Origin of the sequence: Microcoleus sp. CAWBG27 (assembly GCF_020883145.1) — a bacterium.
Lineage (GTDB): Bacteria > Cyanobacteriota > Cyanobacteriia > Cyanobacteriales > Microcoleaceae > Microcoleus.
Genome location: NZ_JAHREU010000001.1, coordinates 21,783 through 42,395 on the forward strand (window position 1 = coordinate 21,783; position 20,613 = coordinate 42,395).

The window sequence follows — 20,613 nt, forward strand, 5'->3', positions numbered from 1 at the left end:
TACTATTGCAGTATTTTTCATAATTGGTGTAATTTGCCGAATCTCATACTAGCGCCGAATTCCTAAAATAATCTGAGCTAAATTTTCCCTAGCATATCCCACCTCAAGCATCGATTTATCTTCCAGCCCCGAGGCAACTTTCGTCAGGATATTTAGCGGTTCTTCCGAACCTACAGTTTTCAGAAACAATACTTGCAACCGATTTGTAACTAATTCTACAATTGAGCGACTGCGATCCTCTTTGCTTTCTTTTTGTTGAGCAACACTCCTACTAAGATTGTGAGTTTTTAACAGCCACATTCTTTCTATTCCTTGCATTTTGACGGTCTCCAAAACCTCCGCTTGAATCTGCTCGACTAATCTTTCGCTTACATATTGCACGATTAAAGGCTTCAGCCTAAAAACAGTTTGCCCGCTCTCACTTATTTTTTCGATGAGAAAGCGACGGCCGAGAGAATCGAGATTTTTTAGCAAATCGGAAAGGGAAGAATTGACTAACATCTGATCTCGCAAACTCGCTAGGGAAATCGGACTTTGAGCAATAGCCAACCAGTAAGCAATCTCTTGTTCTGAATTTGACATTCGATCGAACTGCTGCGCGAGCAAATTGCTGATGTGTTCTTCAATAAATAATGCCGTCGCTTCCAAAAACTTGACAACATTTCCCTCGAAAAACTCATGAATGGTTGTCGCCACAATCTTGATTGCTAACAGATTGCCTCCGTACCGGGCTAACAAGATTTCCCATTCTCTATCTTGGGCGGACAAACCTTTTTCTTTGAAAATATCTCGGGCTATTTCCTCGGAAATAGCAGGCTTTAAAAAGCGCACTTTTTCTCCAGCTAGCAAAGCCATTTCCGTAGGCTCTTCGGCACTAACTAGGACAACACAGCTCTGGTGATTGACTTCACAGAGCCGCACAATTAAATCTCGATATCCTTCACAGCCTTCGCGGTAATGTCCCGCTAGTTCTTCTGGTTTGAGCACTGCTTCAAAATCGTCTAAAATTATCAGACATCGCTGCTGGCGCAGATACTCGACTAGGCGCGAAATTTTGCTGTTAAAGTCGATAGGCAGATCGGACTTTTGTGGGTTAGCAAAAAGTTGAATTAAGCTAGTGAGGAAGTCGGATGCTGTTGGTGTCGATCGCAGCGATCGCCAAATCACAAAATCAAACTCATGCTGTACCTGTTTTGCCAACTGCACCGACAGAGTTGTTTTTCCACTACCGGCCAAACCCAGCAGCGCTACTGCGCGACAATTATCGGATACAATCCACTGCTTTAAAGCAGTTAATTCTTCAGTCCGCCCGTAAAAAACTGCCACATCCGGTGCTTGGCCCCAATCTTCCTGTCGGCGCCCGTTAGCGAAGCCCGCCCCTACGGGGGCTGCGCCAACGGAGAGGATTGGCATATTGAATAGAGAGCCTTTACCTTGACTAAAATCAATCGAACCCTGCTCGGTGTGGTAGGAAAACAGCAACTGATGCCTCAATTCCGAGAGCTTTCCAGGGCCATTCCCCGCGATCTGAAACTTTTTGTAAACTTCGCCTAGTCTTTTGCGAACGGCGATATCGCTAATGCCAAGCTTGGTTGCGATGGTAGCCGTAGATTGACCGTCGAGAGCCATAAACACAGTCTCTAACTCGGCATCTGTGACACCGCGCTCTTTAGCGATCGTTTGCACAAAGTTTTGAGGAATCGGAGTAGTCAAGGTAGGAATCTCGCCTGTACTAAAAATCTATCTTCTATTATATTCTCTGAGTTCTCTCGGGCAAACAATTGAATAAGTCAATCTTCAGCTTGCTTGTCGGTCTTGGAGGGCCGTTTGAGATATTTATACCCAAATTATCCATTTTGATACCACTTCAAAAAAAGAATGCAACCCTAGTAGAACTCTTGTAGGGTGGAGGCAAGGCGATGAGCGATTAATCTGTAGCACCTGCGCGATAAATCTCCAACCGTACCGCCACCCACCGCGAACCAAAAACTAAAAACAGAGTAAATTCACAATTTTTGAAACCAGCGCTGTATCAGCCAAAAACCTTCGTACTATCGCAGTATTTTTCGGTTGAAAGCAGTCGCCAACTCCCATCACCCAAAAGTTCCAAAACCTGCTGGTGATATTTCAACAAACTCAATCGGTGGCCCACACTCACAAATGTAGTTTGAGTTGCTTGCAACTGTTCATATAAAAGTTGCTCGTTCTTCAAATCCAAAGCACTTGTCGCCTCATCCAAAATAGCATATCGCGGTTTTGTCAATAACAATCTGGCAAAAGCTAAACGCTGCTGTTCTCCCAGGGACAAAATCTCTACCCAATCTAAAGCCTCATCAAAACCGCCCAATCTGTCCGGCAAATCTGCTAAGTTGACTAATGCCAAAACGCGGCGCAATTGTTCCTCATCAACCTCGCTGCTGGTGTTGGGATAGAGAAGTTGCGATCGCAAATTGCCCAAAATCAGATAAGGACGCTGCGGCAAAAACAGCATTTCTCCCAATTCCGGCCGCGCCAGACGACCCGTTCCCGAGTCCCACAAACCCGCAATAGCCCGCAGCAAAGAACTCTTCCCAGAACCGCTTTCACCGACAATTAACAGTCCTTCTCCCGGCGACACCGCCACCGACAAATCCTTAATCAAAGTCTTTTGATGCTTCGGAGTATCTAAAGTAACCCGTTTCAGCGTCAACTGAGAATCTACTACGATATCTATAGTAGTTCCTCCGGCACGAGATACCGCCTTTTTTGCTTCCAAAGTATCTGTAAATACAGTTAAACGATTGATGCTAGCTGCAAAAGCACTAAGGGGTTCAATGCGACTGACAATCAGTGAAAAAGCGGCTAAAACCTGACGGAAAGCAAAACCCGCCTGAGTGATGTCTCCAAACTGGATCGTATCGGTTTTGTCGGCAAAATAAGCAGGAGCGAGAAACAAAGCCGGAATAATCACCACAGCATACCCATATCCAGTTGTAAAATAATCCAAATTTCGCTGCCAGCCAATTAGCAAATTAAAATTGCGGAACACTTCCACGAACCGCTGCTTTATTTGCATCGATTCTCGCTCTTCCCCCCCATAAAAGGCAATGGATTCAGCATTGTCGCGAATGTGAACCAGTCCGTAGCGGAAATTAGCTTCTTCTTTAAGTTGCTCGAAATTTAGAGGCACTAATTTTTGACCAAAAATCAGACTGGCGGTCGTCCCCAACATAGCATAGACAACCAGGAAAATTGAAAGTTGTTTCGAGATTGACCACAGGATACCCGTGAAAGATATAATATTAACTATTGAACTCAGGAGCGCCAGCATAAATGTCAAACTTGTACGAGTAAACGATTTGACATCTTCAGAAATTCTTTGGTCGGGATTGTCGATTTCCTTGTGTGAATTTATTTCGTAATAAGCCCGATTATTAAAATACTTGTCTAGGAACTTATTTGTCATCCACTGTCGCCAGTAGAGACTCAATTTATCTTGGATGTAGCCGTAAATTACCACAATGGGAGTGCCGACTGCAAAAACCCCTGCATATACAAAAAGATACTTCCAATAATTGAGTTCGTCTTTTTTGGCCAGTGCTGTATTGAAAAAATTACTGACGTAACTAATGATTACATTCAAACCGCTGACAGACAAGGATAAGAACAGCAATAAAGCTAAAAAAAACCACGACTGCCAATTCGGTATCAACCTGCCTTTAAAAAATAAAAAAGCGCTCAAAGGAATAATTAGCATCAAGGCAACAATGATAATTTCCGGAGAATAAATAATCTGTTGCAACAAACTAACTAACCCAGCAGCAATATTATTGACAAAATCCGGAAAAAGAGCGGCAGCACCCAAACATACAACACTAACGAGTACAAACATAGCAGCGAAGAGAAATATCAACAACAGCGCTACTAATCCCAGAAAAACCCTGCCTCCTCCAGGCTCTAAAGGATAAAAGTAAGGCTGAGCGATTGCAATAAATTTTTCCCACAACTGACGGTCAAATCGATTCATCTTTACTGTTTGCAAAACTACTTCAACTGTTCTAACATATCAAGTTTGATTCCCCATTGTCGCAGTAATTTATTTGGGAGTTTAGGGAAGAGATTGGTCTCCTATAGCAATCCTTGCAGGAGTCGTAAATCTTTTTACCCCACCCCAACCCTCCCCTTACTAAGGGGAGGGAGTAAGAAACTCACAAATGATTTAGGACTGCTATATGAGGTGCGCTGTCACGACTACAATTAAATTGGTTCGAGCGCTCGGACTTCAGTCCTCAAATTTTCATGAAGACTGAAGTCCAAACGCTCGAACCTACCTGATAACGGTTATTTTAGGGGACACGATCTTACCAGAAAGAATTGGTTGAAAGCCCGCCCGATCGGGAGAAATTAAAATCAGACTATTGATTATTCCAATCCTCGTACTTAAGGGTAGAGATCGCTATTAAACTGTCAACTGTCAACTGTCAACTGTCAACTGTTGAACTTACTTAAAGAGGAAGACTGGTTTTCCGATTTAAGTTGTGGAGACGCAAACAGTTTGTAGGTTAGTTGTGGGGTGAATCTAAAATCTCAAATCTATGGGATCGGCAGAAGCGGCGGTTTCGCCGATCGACTCCGAGGAGGATAGATTGTAGTAAAATCGCTGGCTAATCCCCAAACTAACTTGCTTGAGCACCCAATACAAAACAGCGATGACGACAAATGTTGCAACCATTACTACAACCGGACGCTTACCAATCAAATCATTCATGACGGTGTTAACTAAGGCATCGGGATTCGCCAGAATGTCCCAAGTGTTGAACCGGATAAATCGTCCTAAATAAATGCCGATCGCCGAAAGTGCGTGTATGGTTATCTCCGTTGCCAGAATAAATCTACCCCAACCCTGTTGCTTCAGATAGTAACCCAAACTCATCACCGAAAGTACATATGCCTCAAATCCCGCCAGCATAAACACCAGATACTGCGGAATCAAAGCCAGAGTCACAGTCCACACCGAAGTCCCTTCTTTAATCTGGTCGATCAGGTGAATGATATCAGTTAAAACGTAGGGTGCATTGGGCAAAAACGCGATAAACCAGAAAAAACCGCCCCACCAGCGGAGAGAGCGAACTCCGCGCTGTCGCAGCACCCAGATATCTAAAGCCATTAGTGCCAGCGTAATCGCGATCGCCCCCAAAACGTAAGTTGTGCCCACATCTTGCACAATGTGCTTGAGATACGACACAACATGGCGCGTGCTAGGCAAAAAAGTAGCGCCTAGGAGAATCCACGTACCCCACAGCAGCCAGCGCGATCGAGGTTTGCGGAAGAGCCAAAAACTCAACGCCAGCGGTACTAAACCTAAAAACAAATTCCAAGACATCCAGCGGACATTCTGTCCCATTGCTGCGATCGCTTCCAGGATTAATCCCATCATGTCAGTTTTTATACAATTAAAGGTTTCAAGCAGCACCGCTTTCTCAGCAGCTTGAATCTATCTTAGTCGGTATAACAGAAGGAAGAGTTGACAGTTGTAGGGGCGGTGCCCCCGTGCCCGCCCTCTTTAGTCTGATTGGTAGGGTGCGTCAGCTCGGCACTTCTGGCTCCCCACCTCAAAATTAGGCTAATCGCTGACGCACCCTACAATATCTACAACTCTCATCAAGGTACGTTGTTGCGCTTAAGCGCTCTTTCATAGATCCTCGAAGAGCGCCCAAGCGCAACAACGTACCTAAGCAACTTAACTATTGATAACTTTTGCCGATCGGAATTTCGATCGCAAAAGTCGTTCCCCCTCCGACTTCCGAGAAACAGTCAATCTTGCCCTTGTGCTTTTCTACCACAATCGAGTGCGCGATCGACATTCCCAAGCCAGTACCTTTCCCCACAGCTTTTGTCGTAAAAAACGGGTTAAAAATGCGATCGATCACCGCCTGCGGAATCCCCGTACCATTGTCCGAAATTTCCACCCTCACAGTGCTCTGGGCCGTGACACCAGTGCAAATCACAATCCGGCCGCTCTTAGTCACTGCTTCTTGAACTGACAACTTGTGATATTGTTCTTCAATAGCATCAATTCCATTAGCAATAATATTCATAAACACTTGATTCAGTTGGCTCGCATAGCACTCCACCGGCGGCAGATTCCCGAACTCCTTAATTACCTCAATTTCCGGGCGCCTGTCGTGACTCTTTAAGCGATGCTGCAAAATCAACAAAGTGCTATTAATTCCCGCGTGAATATCGACAGGCTTCATTGCCGATTCGTCCAGCCGCGAGAAATTTCTCAGCGACAGCACAATTTGCCGGATGCGATCGGTTCCCACCTGCATCGAACCTACAAGTTTTCTTAGATCCTCAGTCATGAAATCCAAATCAATCTCTGCAATGCGATCGACAATTTTTGCATTAGGTTCGGGATACTCATGTTCGTAAAGATTCAGCAGATCCAGCAACTGTGTAGTATACTGGTGTAGATAAGCAATGTTAGCGTGAATAAAGTTAACCGGATTATTAACTTCGTGGGCTATGCCTGCAACTAATTGCCCCAAAGAAGACATTTTTTCAGTTTGAATGAGTTGAGATTGAGCAGAGCGCAATGACCGCAGCGCTGACTCTAGCTCTGTAGCTCTTTCTCTTTCTCGCGCCTCGCTTTGTCGCAGAGCTTCCTCAGCTTGTTTGCGAGTCGTAATATCCTGGGCAAATCCAATTATTACCTTTGACTGACCCTGAGAATTTCTGGTAAAAATAGTATCCCGACTTTGCAGCCAAAACCATTCACCGTTTGCGGCCAGCATCCGGTACTCAATTTCCCTAATTTCGCCATCTTTAATTTCTGCAAAGCTCGCGTGATATTCCAAAACTTTTGGCAAATCTTCGGGGTTAATTAACTGAGTCATTAGTGATGAACCCATCGCTTTAATTTCATCAAATGTATAGCCAAGAAGCGTGCCAACAGAAGAATTAGCATAGACATTTCGCTGTTCTTCCAAGTCGTAGAGATACAAAATACCGGGAGTAGCATCGGCAATTTTTTGAATAAACTGCTGGCTCTCTTGCAAAGCTAACTCAGCTTGTTTGCGATTCGTAACATCAGTAGTGATGCCGTCCCAAAGAATATCACCGTTTGCTTGAGCTTCAGGACGCGAAATTACCTGAAACCAGCGCATCTTGCCGGAAGGAAGCACCAGCCGTCCTTCCCACTGCCAAGGTTGCAATTGTTGGGCGGAAACAGCCACAGATTCGTGATAGTGTTGGCGGTCGTCTGGATGAACCAAATCTATTAGCAAAGCGGAATTTTGCTGCACAGCTTCTGGTTCTAACTCAAACATTTCTCGGGAAGCAGGACTGATGTAAGGGAAACTGACAAAGCCATCTGCACGCAACAAACATTGATAAATCATTCCCGGCAAATTAGCCGACAGCTTTTGGAATCTTGCTTCACTTTTCCGCAGTGCTTCCTCTGCTTGTTTGCGCTCCGTGATGTCAGTAATTGAACCAACAATGCGGACTGCTTTTTCAGATTCGTCCCACAAAGCTTGTCCGCGACTGAGTATCCATTTGTAGGTGCTGTTGTAGCACCACAAGCGGTATTCGGTCATGTAATGCGGCGTTTTTTTGTCTAAATGGTCTTGGAAAGCTTGCATTACTAAAGCTAAATCATCGGGATGCGTGTTTCTGTTCCATTCGTCAAAGTAATCGAGCATTCCGATTTGTTCGTATCCGGTGATTTCCTTAAATCGATCGGACAGAAATATTTCTCTTGTTTGCAAGTTCCAATCCCAAATGCCGTCATTGTTACCTTTGAGCGCTAACTGCCAGCGTTCTTCAGTTTGCATCAATTGAGCAGTTCTTTGTTCGACTCTATTTTCTAGTTCTTCATTGAGCTGTTTGAGACTTTCTTCTGCCTGTTTCCGCTCGATCGCAATTCCTGCTAAATGCCTGACAGATTCTATCAATTGCAGCTCAAAATTTTGGGGAGTGCGCGGTTGGGCGTAATACATGGCAAAAGTTCCCAAAACTTGACCCCCAGATGAGACAATAGGAGTAGACCAGCAAGCTCTCAGTCCAAAACTCAAGGCTAAATCTCGAAAGTCTTGCCACAAAGGATCGCTGGCAATATCTGTAACGATCACCTGTTCGCAGCGATAGGCAGCAGTGCCGCAAGAACCGACATTCGGGCCGATGGCTACTCCATTAATAGCAGCATTATAACTTTCTGGCAAACTGGGCGCGGCTCCGTGCAGCAAATGTTTGCCGTCTGGAGCTAGAATCAAAATCGAACCCATGACATTTTTAGATGGCTGTTCGATAATTTTAATTAAAGTAATTAAAGTATCGCAAAGACTTGCGTCCTGAGCAATCATTTCTAAAATTTGTTTTTGACCGTTCAACCAATTTTCAGCTTGCTTGCGCTGGGTAATGTCCCGGGCAATCCACAAAGCCGTGTTGTCTTTCATTGGCGAAATGGTAGCAGCAAACCACTTTTTTTCGCTGCCAATTTCCAGGTGATATTCACAACTCAAAGTTTGATTAGTAGAGACAGCGGTCGTAATTTTGTCCAAAAATAATTCTGCTGTTTCTGGATCGAATAGATCGTGAATTTTTTTACCTATAACTTCCGCCGGCGGCTTGTACAAAGGTTCGGGATTGGTGGGGGCAATTTTCAGGTAGCGTCCCTCAATATCGAACACAAAAATTACGTCGTTCATGGCAGCCAACAATGCCCGCAATTCTGCTTCTGAAGCTTGCAGGGCGAGTTCAGCTTGTTTGCGATCGCTAATGTCGCGCCCCACTCCTTGGTATTCGATCGCCGCACCTCGATCGTCAAAAGTTGCCCTGTCAGTCCACTGTATCCAGCGAATTTCGCCCGTGTCGAGAATTACGCGGTGTTCCCAGGTAATAGCGGGATTTTGTAGGCTTAAAGAATTGAAAATATCGCTGCACAAGTTTCTATCTTCTTCCCAAATCAAAGGCATAAAACAATTGCCGATCAGCTCCGATCGCGATTTATTGAAATAGCGGCAGTAGGCATCGTTGACAAAAGTCACAACTCCGCTGGGCAAGAAACGGCAAATAAGTTCGGTTTGGTCTTCAATAATTGCCCGATAGCGAGATTCGCTCGCTTGCAGCGCGGCTTCTGCTAGGATGCGATCGCTAATGTCTGTACCGACGAACAGCAGCCCGATCGATCGCCCTTTGGAATCGACCACAGGTTTGTTTCTCCAGGCTATCCAGACTTTTTCCCCATTGCGGCGGATGTTTTCATTTTCGTGTTTGAAGTATTTGTCCGGCTGTGCCAAACAGTCTCGAATCATTATGGCTAACTGATTTTCCGACAATGTGGCCGGATCTACAATTGTGCCGATCGCACTTTTGCCAAGAATTTCTGCTTGTGAATAGCCGAAAAAATTTTCCGCAAACTCATTAAAAAAAGTAATCTTGCCTTCATTGTCTAACTGCACAATCATGCTGTTAGCGTTCTCAACCAGTTGCCGGTACTTAGCTTCGCTCGATCGCAGCATCGATAGGCCGTACATCCCCGTAAAAACCGCCACCCCGCTCAAAACTGCCAGCAAGCCGCCTCCTGAGAGCAACCACCCCCGCAGCGGCGAATTCTCGGGCCATCCTCCCGCGGGAATTGCTGCCAACTGCCAGGAACCGTTGGGCAAAATCACTTCCAACACCACTGGATTGTTCTGAAAAATCGACTCGTCGCCGAAAAACACCTCGCCTGACACTCCCTTCGCGTCTTTCCCCCGCACAGCGTATTGCACCTTGGCTGAGGGATCGTTGAGTCCCGCCTCCTCAAGCAGGACATTTTTTTCGAGGATCACACCGATCAACCCCCAGTAAACTCCTGTTTCGGGCTCGGCGTCGGGGGGAGTCAGAAAAATTGGCGATCGGCTGACGAAGCCCACGCCTCCCTCCAATAATTGCACGGGCCCAGCAAGCAAAGTTTTTCTGGTGCGGATCGCATCTTCGACCATTTGCCGCTGTTTGGGTAGCGCCATCAAGTCAACCCCGATCGCCTTTTCATTTCCATCCTTCGGATAAATATCTGCGATCGTCGTCCCTTTAACTAAAGTGATGTTGCGAATGCCGGTTTGTTGTGCCAGCAAAATTCTCGCAGTAGCTGCAAACTCGGCTGCGGTGATGTCTGGGTTGTGGGAAATGTCAGCTACCAATCCCCGGATCAAAAATAGCCGGGAATTCAAAGAACCTTCCAACTTTGAGCGGACTGTGCTGAGCCGATCGATCGTGCTAGCGCGGTTGTGTTGCAAAAATCGCTCTTGTTCCGATCGGTCTAAAATGCCAACTCCGACCAAAATTGCTACTAATGCCGAAAATGCTGCTAAATACGGTGAAATTTGGAATTTTTTCAGCTTAAAGTATTCCATCTGTCGGCAGTTCAACTATATTTTTAAGTCTTTAGATATATTTATTTTAGTTTCATTTTTCTAGGCAGATGCAAGATTTCCGGCAGACGGGGCTTTTCACAAGCCTGCACGAGTTTTGTGTGTTCTAAGCTGTTGTACCTCTAAAATTGTTTATTTCAATTCCCTCGCACATTCTCCCCATTGGTGTCAACTTAAGGTCAAAAACTTTTGTATTTTTCGTTCGCAGCCGAAGCCAGATCCCCCTAAATCCCCCTTAAGAAGGGGGACTTTGAGTGCTTCTTGTCCCCCCCGACCTAAGGGGGGTTAGGGGGGATCTGGCATTAATCACCAGACAGAAGACTGGAATTACGTTTGACGTGTTTGTTGACACCAATTCCTTCTCCCCCTCTCCCACTCTCCCACTCTCCCACTCTCCCCATCTCCCCAACTCCAGACTCGCGCACCCGAAACACGGGATTTGTTGGCTAAAATAAGGTTAGCAATAATTTTTGTCAGTGCTGGGCGCTAATCATTACATAGGGGCAATTTGATGCAGGAACAGTTGATGGAAGCGATCGCACCTTACCGCGATCGAGTAGATTATCTAGAAGTTCGCCTCGAACAAAGCGAGTCAACAGCCATTAGTTTTCGCGGCCCTCAGTTAGATGCAGTCAACCGCAGTTTCAGTCTAGCCGGCGGCATCCGCGCCTGCCACAAAGGCGGCTGGAGTTTTGTAACATTTAACGGTTTAGCTGAATTAAAAGCCCGGATTGAAGAAGCTGTCGTGCAGTCTCGTTTGGTAGGTAGCGAAAAAACTGTACTAGCAGATGTAACTCCGATTCAAGATTATGTCGCGGTGGAATTTGGTCGCGATCCGCGATCGATTACTTTAGCCGAAAAGCGCAAGTTGCTCGAATCTTACAACCAATTGCTGTTAGATATCGACCCGCGAATTCAGACGACAATGGCCGGTTACAGCGATCGATTCGGGATTACTTATTTTGTAAATTCTCAAGGAACTTGCATTGCTCAAGAGCGTTTGGACGTGACGGGGCGGTTTGGGGCGATCGCCCGTGGAGAAGGCGGTGTCGTTCGCCAAGGGTTTGAATCGATTCATTCGCGATCGGATTACGATGTCTTGACAAATATAGAAGATCGTGTTAAGAGTGCGGCCGTGCGAGCGGTGAGCCAATTGGAAGCAAAACCGGTCAAAGGCGGCCAGTATCCAGTGATTTTAGACCCTTATTTGTCAGGGGTATTTATTCACGAAGCTTTCGGCCATTTGTCGGAAGCAGACGGCATTTACGAAAACCCGAAAATGCAGGAATTGTTGACTTTGGGCAAGCCTGTGGCGATCGAACAATTGAACGTAATTGACGATGCAACATTGCCGGGATTGCCGGGAACCCTCAAATACGACGACGAAGGAGTGCCTGCTCAGTGCAAGCATTTAATTAAAAATGGAGTTTTAGCAGCGAGAATGCACAATCGCGAGACTGCGGGCAAAATGGGCGAAGCTCCGACGGGAAATGCCCGGGCCTTGAGCGCTACTTTTATGCCGTTGGTGCGGATGACTAATACTGCGATCGAATCTGGCGCACATTCTTTCGATGAAATGGTGGGCGACATTGAAGAAGGAGTCTATGCAGTACGGATGTTGGGAGGACAAACCAACGGCGAAATGTTTACCTTTGCAGCAGCCGAAGGCTTCATGATTCGCGACGGCAAATTAGCCGAACCGGTGAGTGATGTCACGTTAAGCGGCAACGTATTTCAGACTTTAAAGGATATTGAGTCGATCGGCAACGACTCAGTTTATGCCTACGGCGGCTGTGGAAAAGGTGGCCAAAGCGGTTTAGCTGTCAGCGTCGGCGGCCCCCATTTACGGATCAAAAATGTTGTAGTCGGAGGCAGATAATCATTTTTTTTTGCACCACAATCGAGTTTGTAGTAAGGACTTTAGTCCTACCTGATTAGTTGGTTTAAGAAAGGACTGAAATCCTCACGACAAACCATATAATCCTTTGTACATCAGGTTTGCAGTAAGGATTTTACTCCTGCCTGATTAGCTGGTTTAAGAAAGGACTAAAGTCCTCACTACAAACCTATCGTTAGATTGCCGCACATGATTTGAGGACTAATAACTCATAAAAAACCCCGATTTCTTGAAGAAACCGGGGTTTTTTCTACCAACTAAGAGAGGACTGAAAAATTATCGGGTAGAGGTTGCGGGAATTCTGCATTTCTCACGCAACCCTCTCAACCAAACTACAGACTAATTTTAGTAGCAGCGACTTACAACTGTCTCATCTCATCTTCGAGTACCCGAACCAAATCTTGATTACCGCTGGCTCTGGCCACGTCGATGCGGTGCATCAGTTGCTTTTGAATGTTAGCGCGGTGGGTTTCAGCGATTTTTTTTACGTTTTGGCGATTTGTGTTCATGGTGAACGTTCCTTATATTAAATTTGGTGTAACTCCGACTTCTTTAATATAGCGCAAAATTTCAAAAAGTATCTAAATTTACAAAAAGTTTACAGTTATTGACCAATCGACCACAATAGAGTATACTCCCTGGCATAAGTCAATAGCGATATCTTGACATTTCCAAAAATTTAAAAAGTAAGTAGTTGCGCTTAAGCGCTCTTAGGTACGTAGTTGCGCTTGAGCGCTCTTGGGTAAGTAGTTGCACTTGGGCGCTCTTAGGTAAGTAGTTGCGCTTGGGCGCTCTTAGGTAAGTAGTTGCGCTTGGGCGCTCTTGGATATAGACGCATAGCGCGAAATCAAAGGTACGTAGTTGCGATGAAAGCGCTCTTTGACATAGATAAAAGCGCTTAAGCGCAACAACATACCTCAGTCAAAACTGAAAACTTGCCCCAGCGCATCTAGCAGATGATTGAGGTGTGCGAGCTCGTGAGTTGCCATCAGCGAAATCCGAATGCGGCTGACACTGACAGTCGGAGGGCGAATCGCCACAGCCAAAATACCCATTTCCTTGAGTTGGCTGCTAACTGCTAAAGCTGTGGCTGCATCTTTTAACAGCAGACTGAAAATTGGGGAGAGGGAATTGCTAATTGGTAATTGGCGATTGGTAATCGCCCCATATTTGAAAGTTTCAATATTTTGTTGCAACCGAACTCGGCGCTCTGGTTCTTGCTGTACAATTCTCACAGCTTCCAAGGCAGCAGCCGTATCAGCCGGCGTCAATGCTGTAGTATAAATCCAACTCGCGGCTCGATTGCGGAGAAAATCAATTAAAGCAGCAGAGCCCGCAACGTAGCCGCCCAAACTTCCCAAAGCTTTGCTAAGCGTGCCAACTTGAATTAGTGGCAATCCCTTACAGCCGAAATGTTCTGCACAACCGGCACCGCTAGCACCGAAAACTCCTGTAGCGTGAGCTTCATCTACTAATACCATACAGTTAAATTGCTCGCCCAAAGCTAACAACTCCGGCAGCGGACACAAGTCCCCATCCATGCTAAAGACGCTATCGGTAATAATTAAACACTTGCGGAATTTAACGCGATTTTCCTCTAGCTTGGCTTTTAAATCTTCAAGATTGCAGTGATTGTACTCTAGCGCTGTTGCACGGCTGAGTATGGCTCCATTTTTGAGACTCGAATGATTGTACTTGTCAGATAATATCAAATCGCGCTGGCCGACAACTGATGCGATCGCCCCTAAATTCGCTAAATACCCAGAACTGAATACTAAAGCGTCTTCAGTTTGTTTTAAATTAGCAATAGCCAGTTCTAGCTGTCGGTGCAAATCGCGGTGTCCGCCCACTAACCTCGAACCCGTTGCACCCGTACCAAATTCCTTAGTTGCAGCCATCGCCGCTTGAATCAACCTGTCATCGCCGGCAAGTCCCAGATAATCGTTGCTGGCAAAGTTAATCAGCCAACGGCTTGCTAATTTTACCACAGGCCCCGGACAGCTTTCGATCAATTGTGGCGATCGATACCAATCGGCCCGGCGAACAGTGTCCAGGGACTTCTCTAGCCAAGCGTAAGGGTCTGCATTCATATTGTCCAGCGATCGAGTAATAAGTTATATTGTCTTATAATCAGTCCCTGCCTATCAGAGAAGCATATGCCACTCACTAAAAAATACAGATTAGTCACCCGCAGTGATTTTGACGGTCTTGTCTGTGCCGTTTTACTCAAAGAACTCGATATGATAGACGAGATTAAATTCGTGCATCCTAAAGATATGCAGGATGGAAAAATCGAAATAACAAATAACGATATTACCACCAATTTACCATATGTTGAGGGAGTTCATCTAGCTTTCGACCACCATTTTAGCGAAACTCTCAGACATGAAAAAATCAAAATCAACCACATCATTGACCCCTATGCAGCTTCCGCAGCCAGAGTGCTGTACAAATATTATGGAGGCAAAGCAAAGTTTCCTGATATTTCCGAAGCGATGATGCTAGCAGTTGACAAAGCAGACTCCGCTCAATTTGCCAAAGAAGAGGTTTTGCAACCGGAAGAATGGGTGCTGTTAAACTTCTTGATGGACGCCCGCACCGGCTTGGGCAGGTTTAAAGAATTTACGGTTTCCAATTATCAGTTAATGATGGAGTTAATCGATTACTGCAAAAATCATACCATCGATGAAATCTTGCAGCTTCCTGATGTGAAAGAAAGAGTAGACCTTTACTTCGATCAATCTGAAAAATTTGAAGACCAAATACAGCGTTGCGCCAAAGTTTACGATCATTTAGTCGTTTTAGATTTGCGTAACGAAGATGTGATTTATGCGGGAAATCGTTTTGCAATTTACGCTTTGTTCCCCGAGTGCAATATCTCGATTCATGCACTTTGGGGACTGAAGCAACAAAATACTGTTTTCGCTGTTGGTAAGTCAATTTTCAACAAAACTTCTCAAACTAATATTGGGGAGTTAATGTTAAAATATGGTGGGGGCGGCCACCGGAATGCGGGAACTTGTCAGATTGAAAATGATAAAGCTAGTAAAGTTTTGAAAGAGTTAATTGCCCAGATTGAGCAAAAGGGTTGAATTAAATTAACTTGATATTTTTTGCAGTCAGGACTTGAGTCTTTGATGATTTAAATTTTCAGGACTGAAGTCCTTACTACAAAAGGGAATGTTTAGGACTCAAGTCCTTGCTGCTAGCGGGAGTTTAGTCCTCAAGGTTTTGAGGTTGGGGGTTCGGGGCGTTGAAATTTTCTGCACTCTTGCCTTTGACTGGCGGCAAATAATCTACTAAACCCATATCAAAAGCCACATCCGGCAAATCGGCAGCGTTATAATTTCCTGCTTCAAACAATCGCCCAGGAGTAAAACAAGGCTGCTTCAATCTTACCACTTCGCTAGGCGAAAACATTCCCCTAAACATTTTGCGTTCGAGTCCCATAATTTCTGCTCCTAAAACAACTCTCGCATTAATTTTAGCAATTTTTTGCCTGTCGCTTCCCAATTAAATAAATCCGCCGTCTCCCGAGCTTTTTGGGCTACCTGAAAACGCATGGGATCCTCCACAATTTTTCGCAACTGTTCGCGAACAGACTGAACATTTGGTTCTGCCCAATGAGGAGAATTTCTAATTTTAAGATACTGAGTATCGTAACATTCTCCGACGGGAATTAGATCGTGAGCAATGGGATAACAGTTAGCACTATTTGCGTACTCTGTCGGGCCACCGTACACAGTCATAGCGACTGGTAAACCCGCAGCAAAGGCATCCAAAATTTTAATCGCAAAACCCTCGCCACGAAACGGAGCCAAAAAAGCATCTGCTGATAAGTATAAATCCGCTAGTTCTGTTTTAGTAAAAAATTTAGGCTTTATCTCTATTTTCGGCTTTAATTTGCCGAATTGTCTTTCCATATTTATGATATGTTCGGTTATGGCATCAGGATTTTTGCCACCATCTTTGACGATCAACTCTACGTTGGCATCATCTTGAAACTCTTGATAAAATGCTTGGATGGCGAGATCCGTGCCAAATCTATACAAGTCAAAAGAATTGGTCATGTGCAGAATAGATTTTACATCTTTCTGGTTTTTTTTAGGTCTGTCAGAATAGAGTTGCGAAATTAAAGGATTGAAACCTAGAGGTATGACGGAGACTTTTTTTGCCGGACATCCAGCTTGGATTAAAACGTTTTTAGAATATTCGCTGACGGCTATGATGTGGGATGAATTGTTGACAGCATCGTAAATCCAGTAATCATATTCATCATCATTTCTGGCGAATTCGTAATTGATGGCAAAAAATTCTAATTTGAGGTGTCCGCTGAGTTCTTTTAAAAAGAAAGGTTTCCAGTAATGAGACCATTTTAGCTGAAATAAATCTGATGGTGCGGTGTTCATCCACTTGGCTAGGAGGTGGTTTTCTTCGGCTGTGGAATAGCGTGTGAGGTGAGATGCGATTTCTGAGGGTTCGACTGAAATAGGAATCCCCATTTTGTCTAAGGTTTTCGCCAGCGATAGGGTAATGTCGGCGAAGGAATTAAAATTTTGAAAGCCGACGTTAAAGTGAACCATAATTAGTTATTGGTTATTGGTTATTTGTTATTTGTTATTGATTGTAGGGTGCGTCAGGCGAGTAGGTTTTCAATACAAACTCAGGATTTTTGCCCTGACGCACCTTGGGTTTATTGAGGTGAGAAGGTTTTAAATACAAATTCAGGATTTTTGCCCTGGCGCACCTTGGGGTTTATTGAGGGTTGATTAATTAATACCATTTCTCTAAAATTGTGCAACACTCTTCGACCCCCCCTAGCCCCCCCTTGCTAAGGGGGGGAACAAGAATACTGTTATTTCGTTGAAAATTGGTATAAATTATTCATAAAAACATTTGTACAAGCCTCCACGTGAAAGATGCGGATTCATGAGATTGTTGATATAATTTAGGGCTGTTCGAGTGCGACGCACCCTACGACTCACATCTCAAAATATACGATTTAAATGCGGTACAGCTTAGGATTTTGCTAAAGTGTAAGGTGCGTCGCTTGATGATTTTGCATATATAGCCTTTCTCAAAAAGATGAGGTATGGCTGACGGCTTATATAATAAACACTAAGAGGGGGCTGAAGCCCAACAACGTACCTCATCTTTTTGAACACCGTTATGATTTAGGGATTGTTGATGGATCCGCACCCTACGACTCAAATCTCAAATCGCCCATGGTATGATTTTGCTAGGATGCCGATCGCACTAATATGACTGTACAGTCGCATCCGCGCGCCACAGCTTCCGGGATGTTCCCCTGAATTACCTGTTTCAGCAGCCCTTCGCGACTCGCTCCCAGGACGATCGCATCACATTGATCGTTTTGAGCCAAATCAATTAAAGCATCCGACACCGACTTAGCGCAAACCGCAGTCACTATTACTTCACAACTAACCCGCCCCTGAATAAACTTCGCAGCTTGCTTTAATTCGGCGCGCGAGGGCTCCGCAACAGAAGGCTGGTGCACCTGACACAATTTAATCTCCGATAAGGCACTCGCAGCCACGAAAGCAGGTAGCAGCCGCAATGCCGCAGCTTGCTTGTAACTGCCGCGAATTGGTACTAACCAGCGGTGCAAACCCATCAGTGTGTGCAATCCCAATTCTGGCGCCCGAATGTCGGAATTGGGCGAGGAAAATTTAGTCTCTGGTGTCGCTGATGAACTTGATGTCACAAATTGAGAATTTTCTGCGTCATCAATTCCTGCGGCATTTAACTGCCATTCTGTAGACGCATATTCCCGCGCGCTACTAGCTGTTAAAAACTCATTTTTCTGGCGTGTTGCTAATAGTTTTTCGCTCCATTTAACTAAAACTACTTCGCAGCCTGCTTGCCGAATTACGGTATCGACGACATCGCCAAAAATGCGTCCTGTTGTGGATAATTCGCCTTGCCATCCCATCAAAATTAAGTCAATGTGACGCTCCCTAATTGTCTCTAAAATCGCGTGAGGCACGTCGTGAGCTACCCGGATTTGAGTGTGTACTGGCAAGTTCCAATTGCGGATAATGCGCTCGGCTTGTTGCAGCAGGCGGCGGCTTTTTGTGGTTCGCACTGCGCTTTCTGAGGGGGAACTGTTGCGCGGTACTGTGATGATTTGCAGGCATTCTAATTCGTAATTGCGATCGCGCGCAATGGCGGCCGCCAGTCGCAGCAAGGCGGGTGCTGTTTGTGGGTTGGACAGCGGCACTAATAAGCGGCCGTTTCCGACTTGTGGCGCTCTGGTTTGATACACTACATAGGATGGTTCTGGATGCGGGCCTTGGGTTGTTTCTCCGCTGAGGCGATCGGATTCTACTCGGATTATGTCGCTGCGGGTAATAATTCCAACTAGATGCCGTCCTTCTATGACGGGCAAGCGGCTGATATTGTAGTGATTGAGTCGGTACAGTACCTCGCTTAGGGTATCCTTGGCTTTGACTGCGATCGGCTGTGCAGTCATAAATTCTTTGAGCAGTGTCTTGCCGGACAAATTCTGCTCGCTGGCTTTTGCTAAGTCGGTTTGACTGATAATGCCGACCAGTTTACCATTTTCAACTACCGGAAAGCCGCGGTGGTGCGATCGCGAAAAAGCCTGCATCACTTCATCGAAAGTCAGTTGACTCGAAAGAGTTTCAACTCGGCGCTGCATCACGTTGGCTGCGTACAAGTCGCTCAAACCATCAACCGCAGGTTTATCTTTGGTGAGATGAATGCCGCTAAACTCCAAAAGGCGATCGTACAAAGAGCCACTGTCCACCTTTTCGGCGACTAAATAAGCAACTACAGAACAGATCATCAAAGGTAGCACTAATTTGAAATCTGCCGTAATTTCAAACACAATAACTACCGCCGTAATCGGCGCCCTAGAAACCGCACAAAAAAACGCTCCCATTCCCGCCAAAGCGTAAGTTACCGGCAAACCAACACCCAGCCAATGTGCCTGTACAATACCGACAATATGGCCGAGTGCCGAACCGAGAACTAAAGAAGGTGCAAACAATCCTCCCGGAGCTCCCGAAGCTGCGGAAAGAATTGTCAAACAAAAGTGAGCGATAAAAGCAATTAAACTGGTGGTTCCGCTAGCTTCTCCGGTTAGCAAAAACTCGCGCAAACCAGTATTATTGCGAAAATTTTCTGGCAAAGCAGCGATGACTATACCACAGATAAACCCCGCACAAGCAATTCGCCAAGGCAAGGCTAATTTCAGCGTTTTTCGATTGAAGTGCAAACCAGCAATAATCCCTTTGCTGAACAAAGCTCCCAGCAATCCCGCTAAAACTCCTAACAGTATATAGAACGGAATTTCCTGAGGAAAAAAACTAATTTTATACTCTCGCAAATTGAGATTTAAACTATCTCCGCCCAAAAGCTGCGAAACAACCGCACCGATGAAAGAAGCAATAATTGCCGTACCTAAAGTCAAGCCAGAAACATCGTGCAGCAGTTCTTCAACTACAAACAAAACCCCTGCAATCGGAGCATTAAAACCAGCAGCCAGTCCCGCCGCTGCACCGCAAGCAATCAATTGGCGGCGGTAGTCTGGGGAAGTCGGCATCAAGTTACCTATCCAGCCTGCCAAAGACGCTCCAATTTGGACGGTTGGGCCTTGTCTTCCCAGGGTTAAACCGGAACCAACTGCTAAAATAGTGGTCAGAAGTTTAACGACAGCTACTCGTAAATTCAAAGAAAGATTGACACCAGCGAGGGCAGCTTTGACGTGAGGAATGCCACTACCAGCAGTTTCTGGAGCGAAACGTTCAACTAAAAAACCTGTTAGAAACCCGCCTAATAAACCGACAGCCGGAAGCAAAATTAAAGCTGGAATTAGCGTTGAGGTAGCAACTCGCCAACTGCCGAGCCATCCGACTCCTAATTTGAGCAAGACGCCAGCCAATCCTGAAATTAAACCGATCAGGCAAGCTTCAAAAATAGCGAGGCGTTTGGGGCGTAAAAAAAGCTGAGATTCGATCACCCTGGAAGGTTCCCTAAGTTGCTTAGGGATATGAATGTACGGCATAAATAGGTAGATAACCTGCGAATTGTATGCTCGATTAGACTTTAGCAAATATTCGTTATATCTCAATACGGTTTACTTAACACTATTTATGCCCGGAGATCCCCCTCGCATCCCCCGCATCGTTGCGGGGACTTTAAGAGCTTCTTGTCCCCCCCTTGGTTCGGGGGGTTAGGGGGGATCTGTCTTAAGTCAACCGTATTGCGTTATATCTGGGAAAATACAGCGAATTTTAATTGCTAATTTACTATTTTTTCGATGCCATAATTTTG

Annotated in this window: 11 protein-coding genes; 2 read left to right on the forward strand and 9 right to left on the reverse strand. The window is 45.3% G+C overall.

The features are described from left to right. Nucleotides 1-48: 48 nt before the first annotated feature. The 4 genes from QZ938_RS00095 to QZ938_RS00110 form a co-directional block, all read right to left on the reverse strand. The gene (locus QZ938_RS00095) at nt 49-1,713 is read right to left on the reverse strand and encodes an NB-ARC domain-containing protein (RefSeq protein WP_293346873.1); all 1,665 of its coding nucleotides are present in this window, start codon (nt 1,711-1,713) and stop codon (nt 49-51) included. Between the two features lie 319 nt (nt 1,714-2,032). Beyond that, complete coding sequence (locus tag QZ938_RS00100; RefSeq protein ID WP_293346870.1) at nt 2,033-4,006, reverse strand: ABC transporter ATP-binding protein/permease; 1,974 nt, start codon at nt 4,004-4,006, stop codon at nt 2,033-2,035. A 552-nt stretch (nt 4,007-4,558) separates the two neighbouring features. Next, nucleotides 4,559-5,416, reverse strand: coding sequence for a DUF1361 domain-containing protein (locus QZ938_RS00105; protein WP_293346867.1), 858 nt, complete (start codon nt 5,414-5,416; stop codon nt 4,559-4,561). Nucleotides 5,417-5,723: 307 nt separating this feature from the next. Then, nucleotides 5,724-10,379 (reverse strand): PAS domain S-box protein, encoded by a 4,656-nt coding sequence (locus QZ938_RS00110; protein WP_293346864.1) that lies wholly within the window; start codon nt 10,377-10,379, stop codon nt 5,724-5,726. A gap of 529 nt (nt 10,380-10,908) precedes the next feature. On the opposite strand from QZ938_RS00110, the gene QZ938_RS00115 reads away from it, so the two are divergent. Beyond that, complete coding sequence (locus QZ938_RS00115) at nt 10,909-12,276, forward strand: TldD/PmbA family protein (RefSeq protein ID WP_293346861.1); 1,368 nt, start codon at nt 10,909-10,911, stop codon at nt 12,274-12,276. A 377-nt stretch (nt 12,277-12,653) separates the two neighbouring features. On the opposite strand, the gene QZ938_RS00120 is transcribed toward QZ938_RS00115, so the two are convergent. Both QZ938_RS00120 and bioF read right to left on the reverse strand, forming a co-directional pair. Continuing rightward, entirely contained in the window at nt 12,654-12,803 is a 150-nt protein-coding gene (locus QZ938_RS00120; RefSeq protein WP_293336410.1) for a hypothetical protein, read from the reverse strand. 408 nt (nt 12,804-13,211) lie between these two features. Continuing rightward, nucleotides 13,212-14,384, reverse strand: coding sequence for an 8-amino-7-oxononanoate synthase (gene bioF / locus QZ938_RS00125; protein ID WP_293346858.1), 1,173 nt, complete (start codon nt 14,382-14,384; stop codon nt 13,212-13,214). 66 nt (nt 14,385-14,450) lie between these two features. Between bioF and QZ938_RS00130 the strand changes: the two genes are divergently transcribed. Further along, entirely contained in the window at nt 14,451-15,386 is a 936-nt protein-coding gene (locus tag QZ938_RS00130) for an exopolyphosphatase (protein ID WP_293346855.1), read from the forward strand. 124 nt (nt 15,387-15,510) lie between these two features. Here QZ938_RS00130 and QZ938_RS00135 read toward each other — a convergent pair whose 3' ends face one another. The 3 genes from QZ938_RS00135 to QZ938_RS00145 all read right to left on the reverse strand — a co-directional run bounded on the left by QZ938_RS00135 (nt 15,511) and on the right by QZ938_RS00145 (nt 20,344). Beyond that, nucleotides 15,511-15,744 carry a hypothetical protein gene (locus QZ938_RS00135; protein WP_293143588.1) on the reverse strand — a complete coding sequence of 78 codons (234 nt, stop codon included), beginning with the start codon at nt 15,742-15,744 and terminating at the stop codon, nt 15,511-15,513. Nucleotides 15,745-15,755: 11 nt separating this feature from the next. After that, on the reverse strand, nt 15,756-16,877 hold the full coding sequence (locus tag QZ938_RS00140) for a glycosyltransferase family 4 protein (protein WP_293346852.1): 1,122 nt from the start codon (nt 16,875-16,877) through the stop codon (nt 15,756-15,758). 656 nt (nt 16,878-17,533) lie between these two features. Continuing rightward, entirely contained in the window at nt 17,534-20,344 is a 2,811-nt protein-coding gene (locus tag QZ938_RS00145; RefSeq protein ID WP_293346849.1) for a chloride channel protein, read from the reverse strand. Between the last annotated feature and the right edge of the window lie 269 nt (nt 20,345-20,613).

Bases quoted from the DNA above. Each gene is read 5' to 3' on its own strand.
- QZ938_RS00100 (WP_293346870.1), bottom strand. From the start codon at position 4,006: ATGAATCGATTTGACCGTCAGTTGTGGGAAAAATTTATTGCAATCGCT.
- QZ938_RS00105 (WP_293346867.1), bottom strand. From the start codon at position 5,416: ATGATGGGATTAATCCTGGAAGCGATCGCAGCAATGGGACAGAATGTC.
- QZ938_RS00110 (WP_293346864.1), bottom strand. From the start codon at position 10,379: ATGGAATACTTTAAGCTGAAAAAATTCCAAATTTCACCGTATTTAGCA.
- QZ938_RS00115 (WP_293346861.1), top strand. From the start codon at position 10,909: ATGCAGGAACAGTTGATGGAAGCGATCGCACCTTACCGCGATCGAGTA.
- QZ938_RS00120 (WP_293336410.1), bottom strand. From the start codon at position 12,803: ATGAACACAAATCGCCAAAACGTAAAAAAAATCGCTGAAACCCACCGC.
- bioF (WP_293346858.1), bottom strand. From the start codon at position 14,384: ATGAATGCAGACCCTTACGCTTGGCTAGAGAAGTCCCTGGACACTGTT.
- QZ938_RS00130 (WP_293346855.1), top strand. From the start codon at position 14,451: ATGCCACTCACTAAAAAATACAGATTAGTCACCCGCAGTGATTTTGAC.
- QZ938_RS00135 (WP_293143588.1), bottom strand. From the start codon at position 15,744: ATGGGACTCGAACGCAAAATGTTTAGGGGAATGTTTTCGCCTAGCGAA.
- QZ938_RS00140 (WP_293346852.1), bottom strand. From the start codon at position 16,877: ATGGTTCACTTTAACGTCGGCTTTCAAAATTTTAATTCCTTCGCCGAC.
- QZ938_RS00145 (WP_293346849.1), bottom strand. From the start codon at position 20,344: ATGCCGTACATTCATATCCCTAAGCAACTTAGGGAACCTTCCAGGGTG.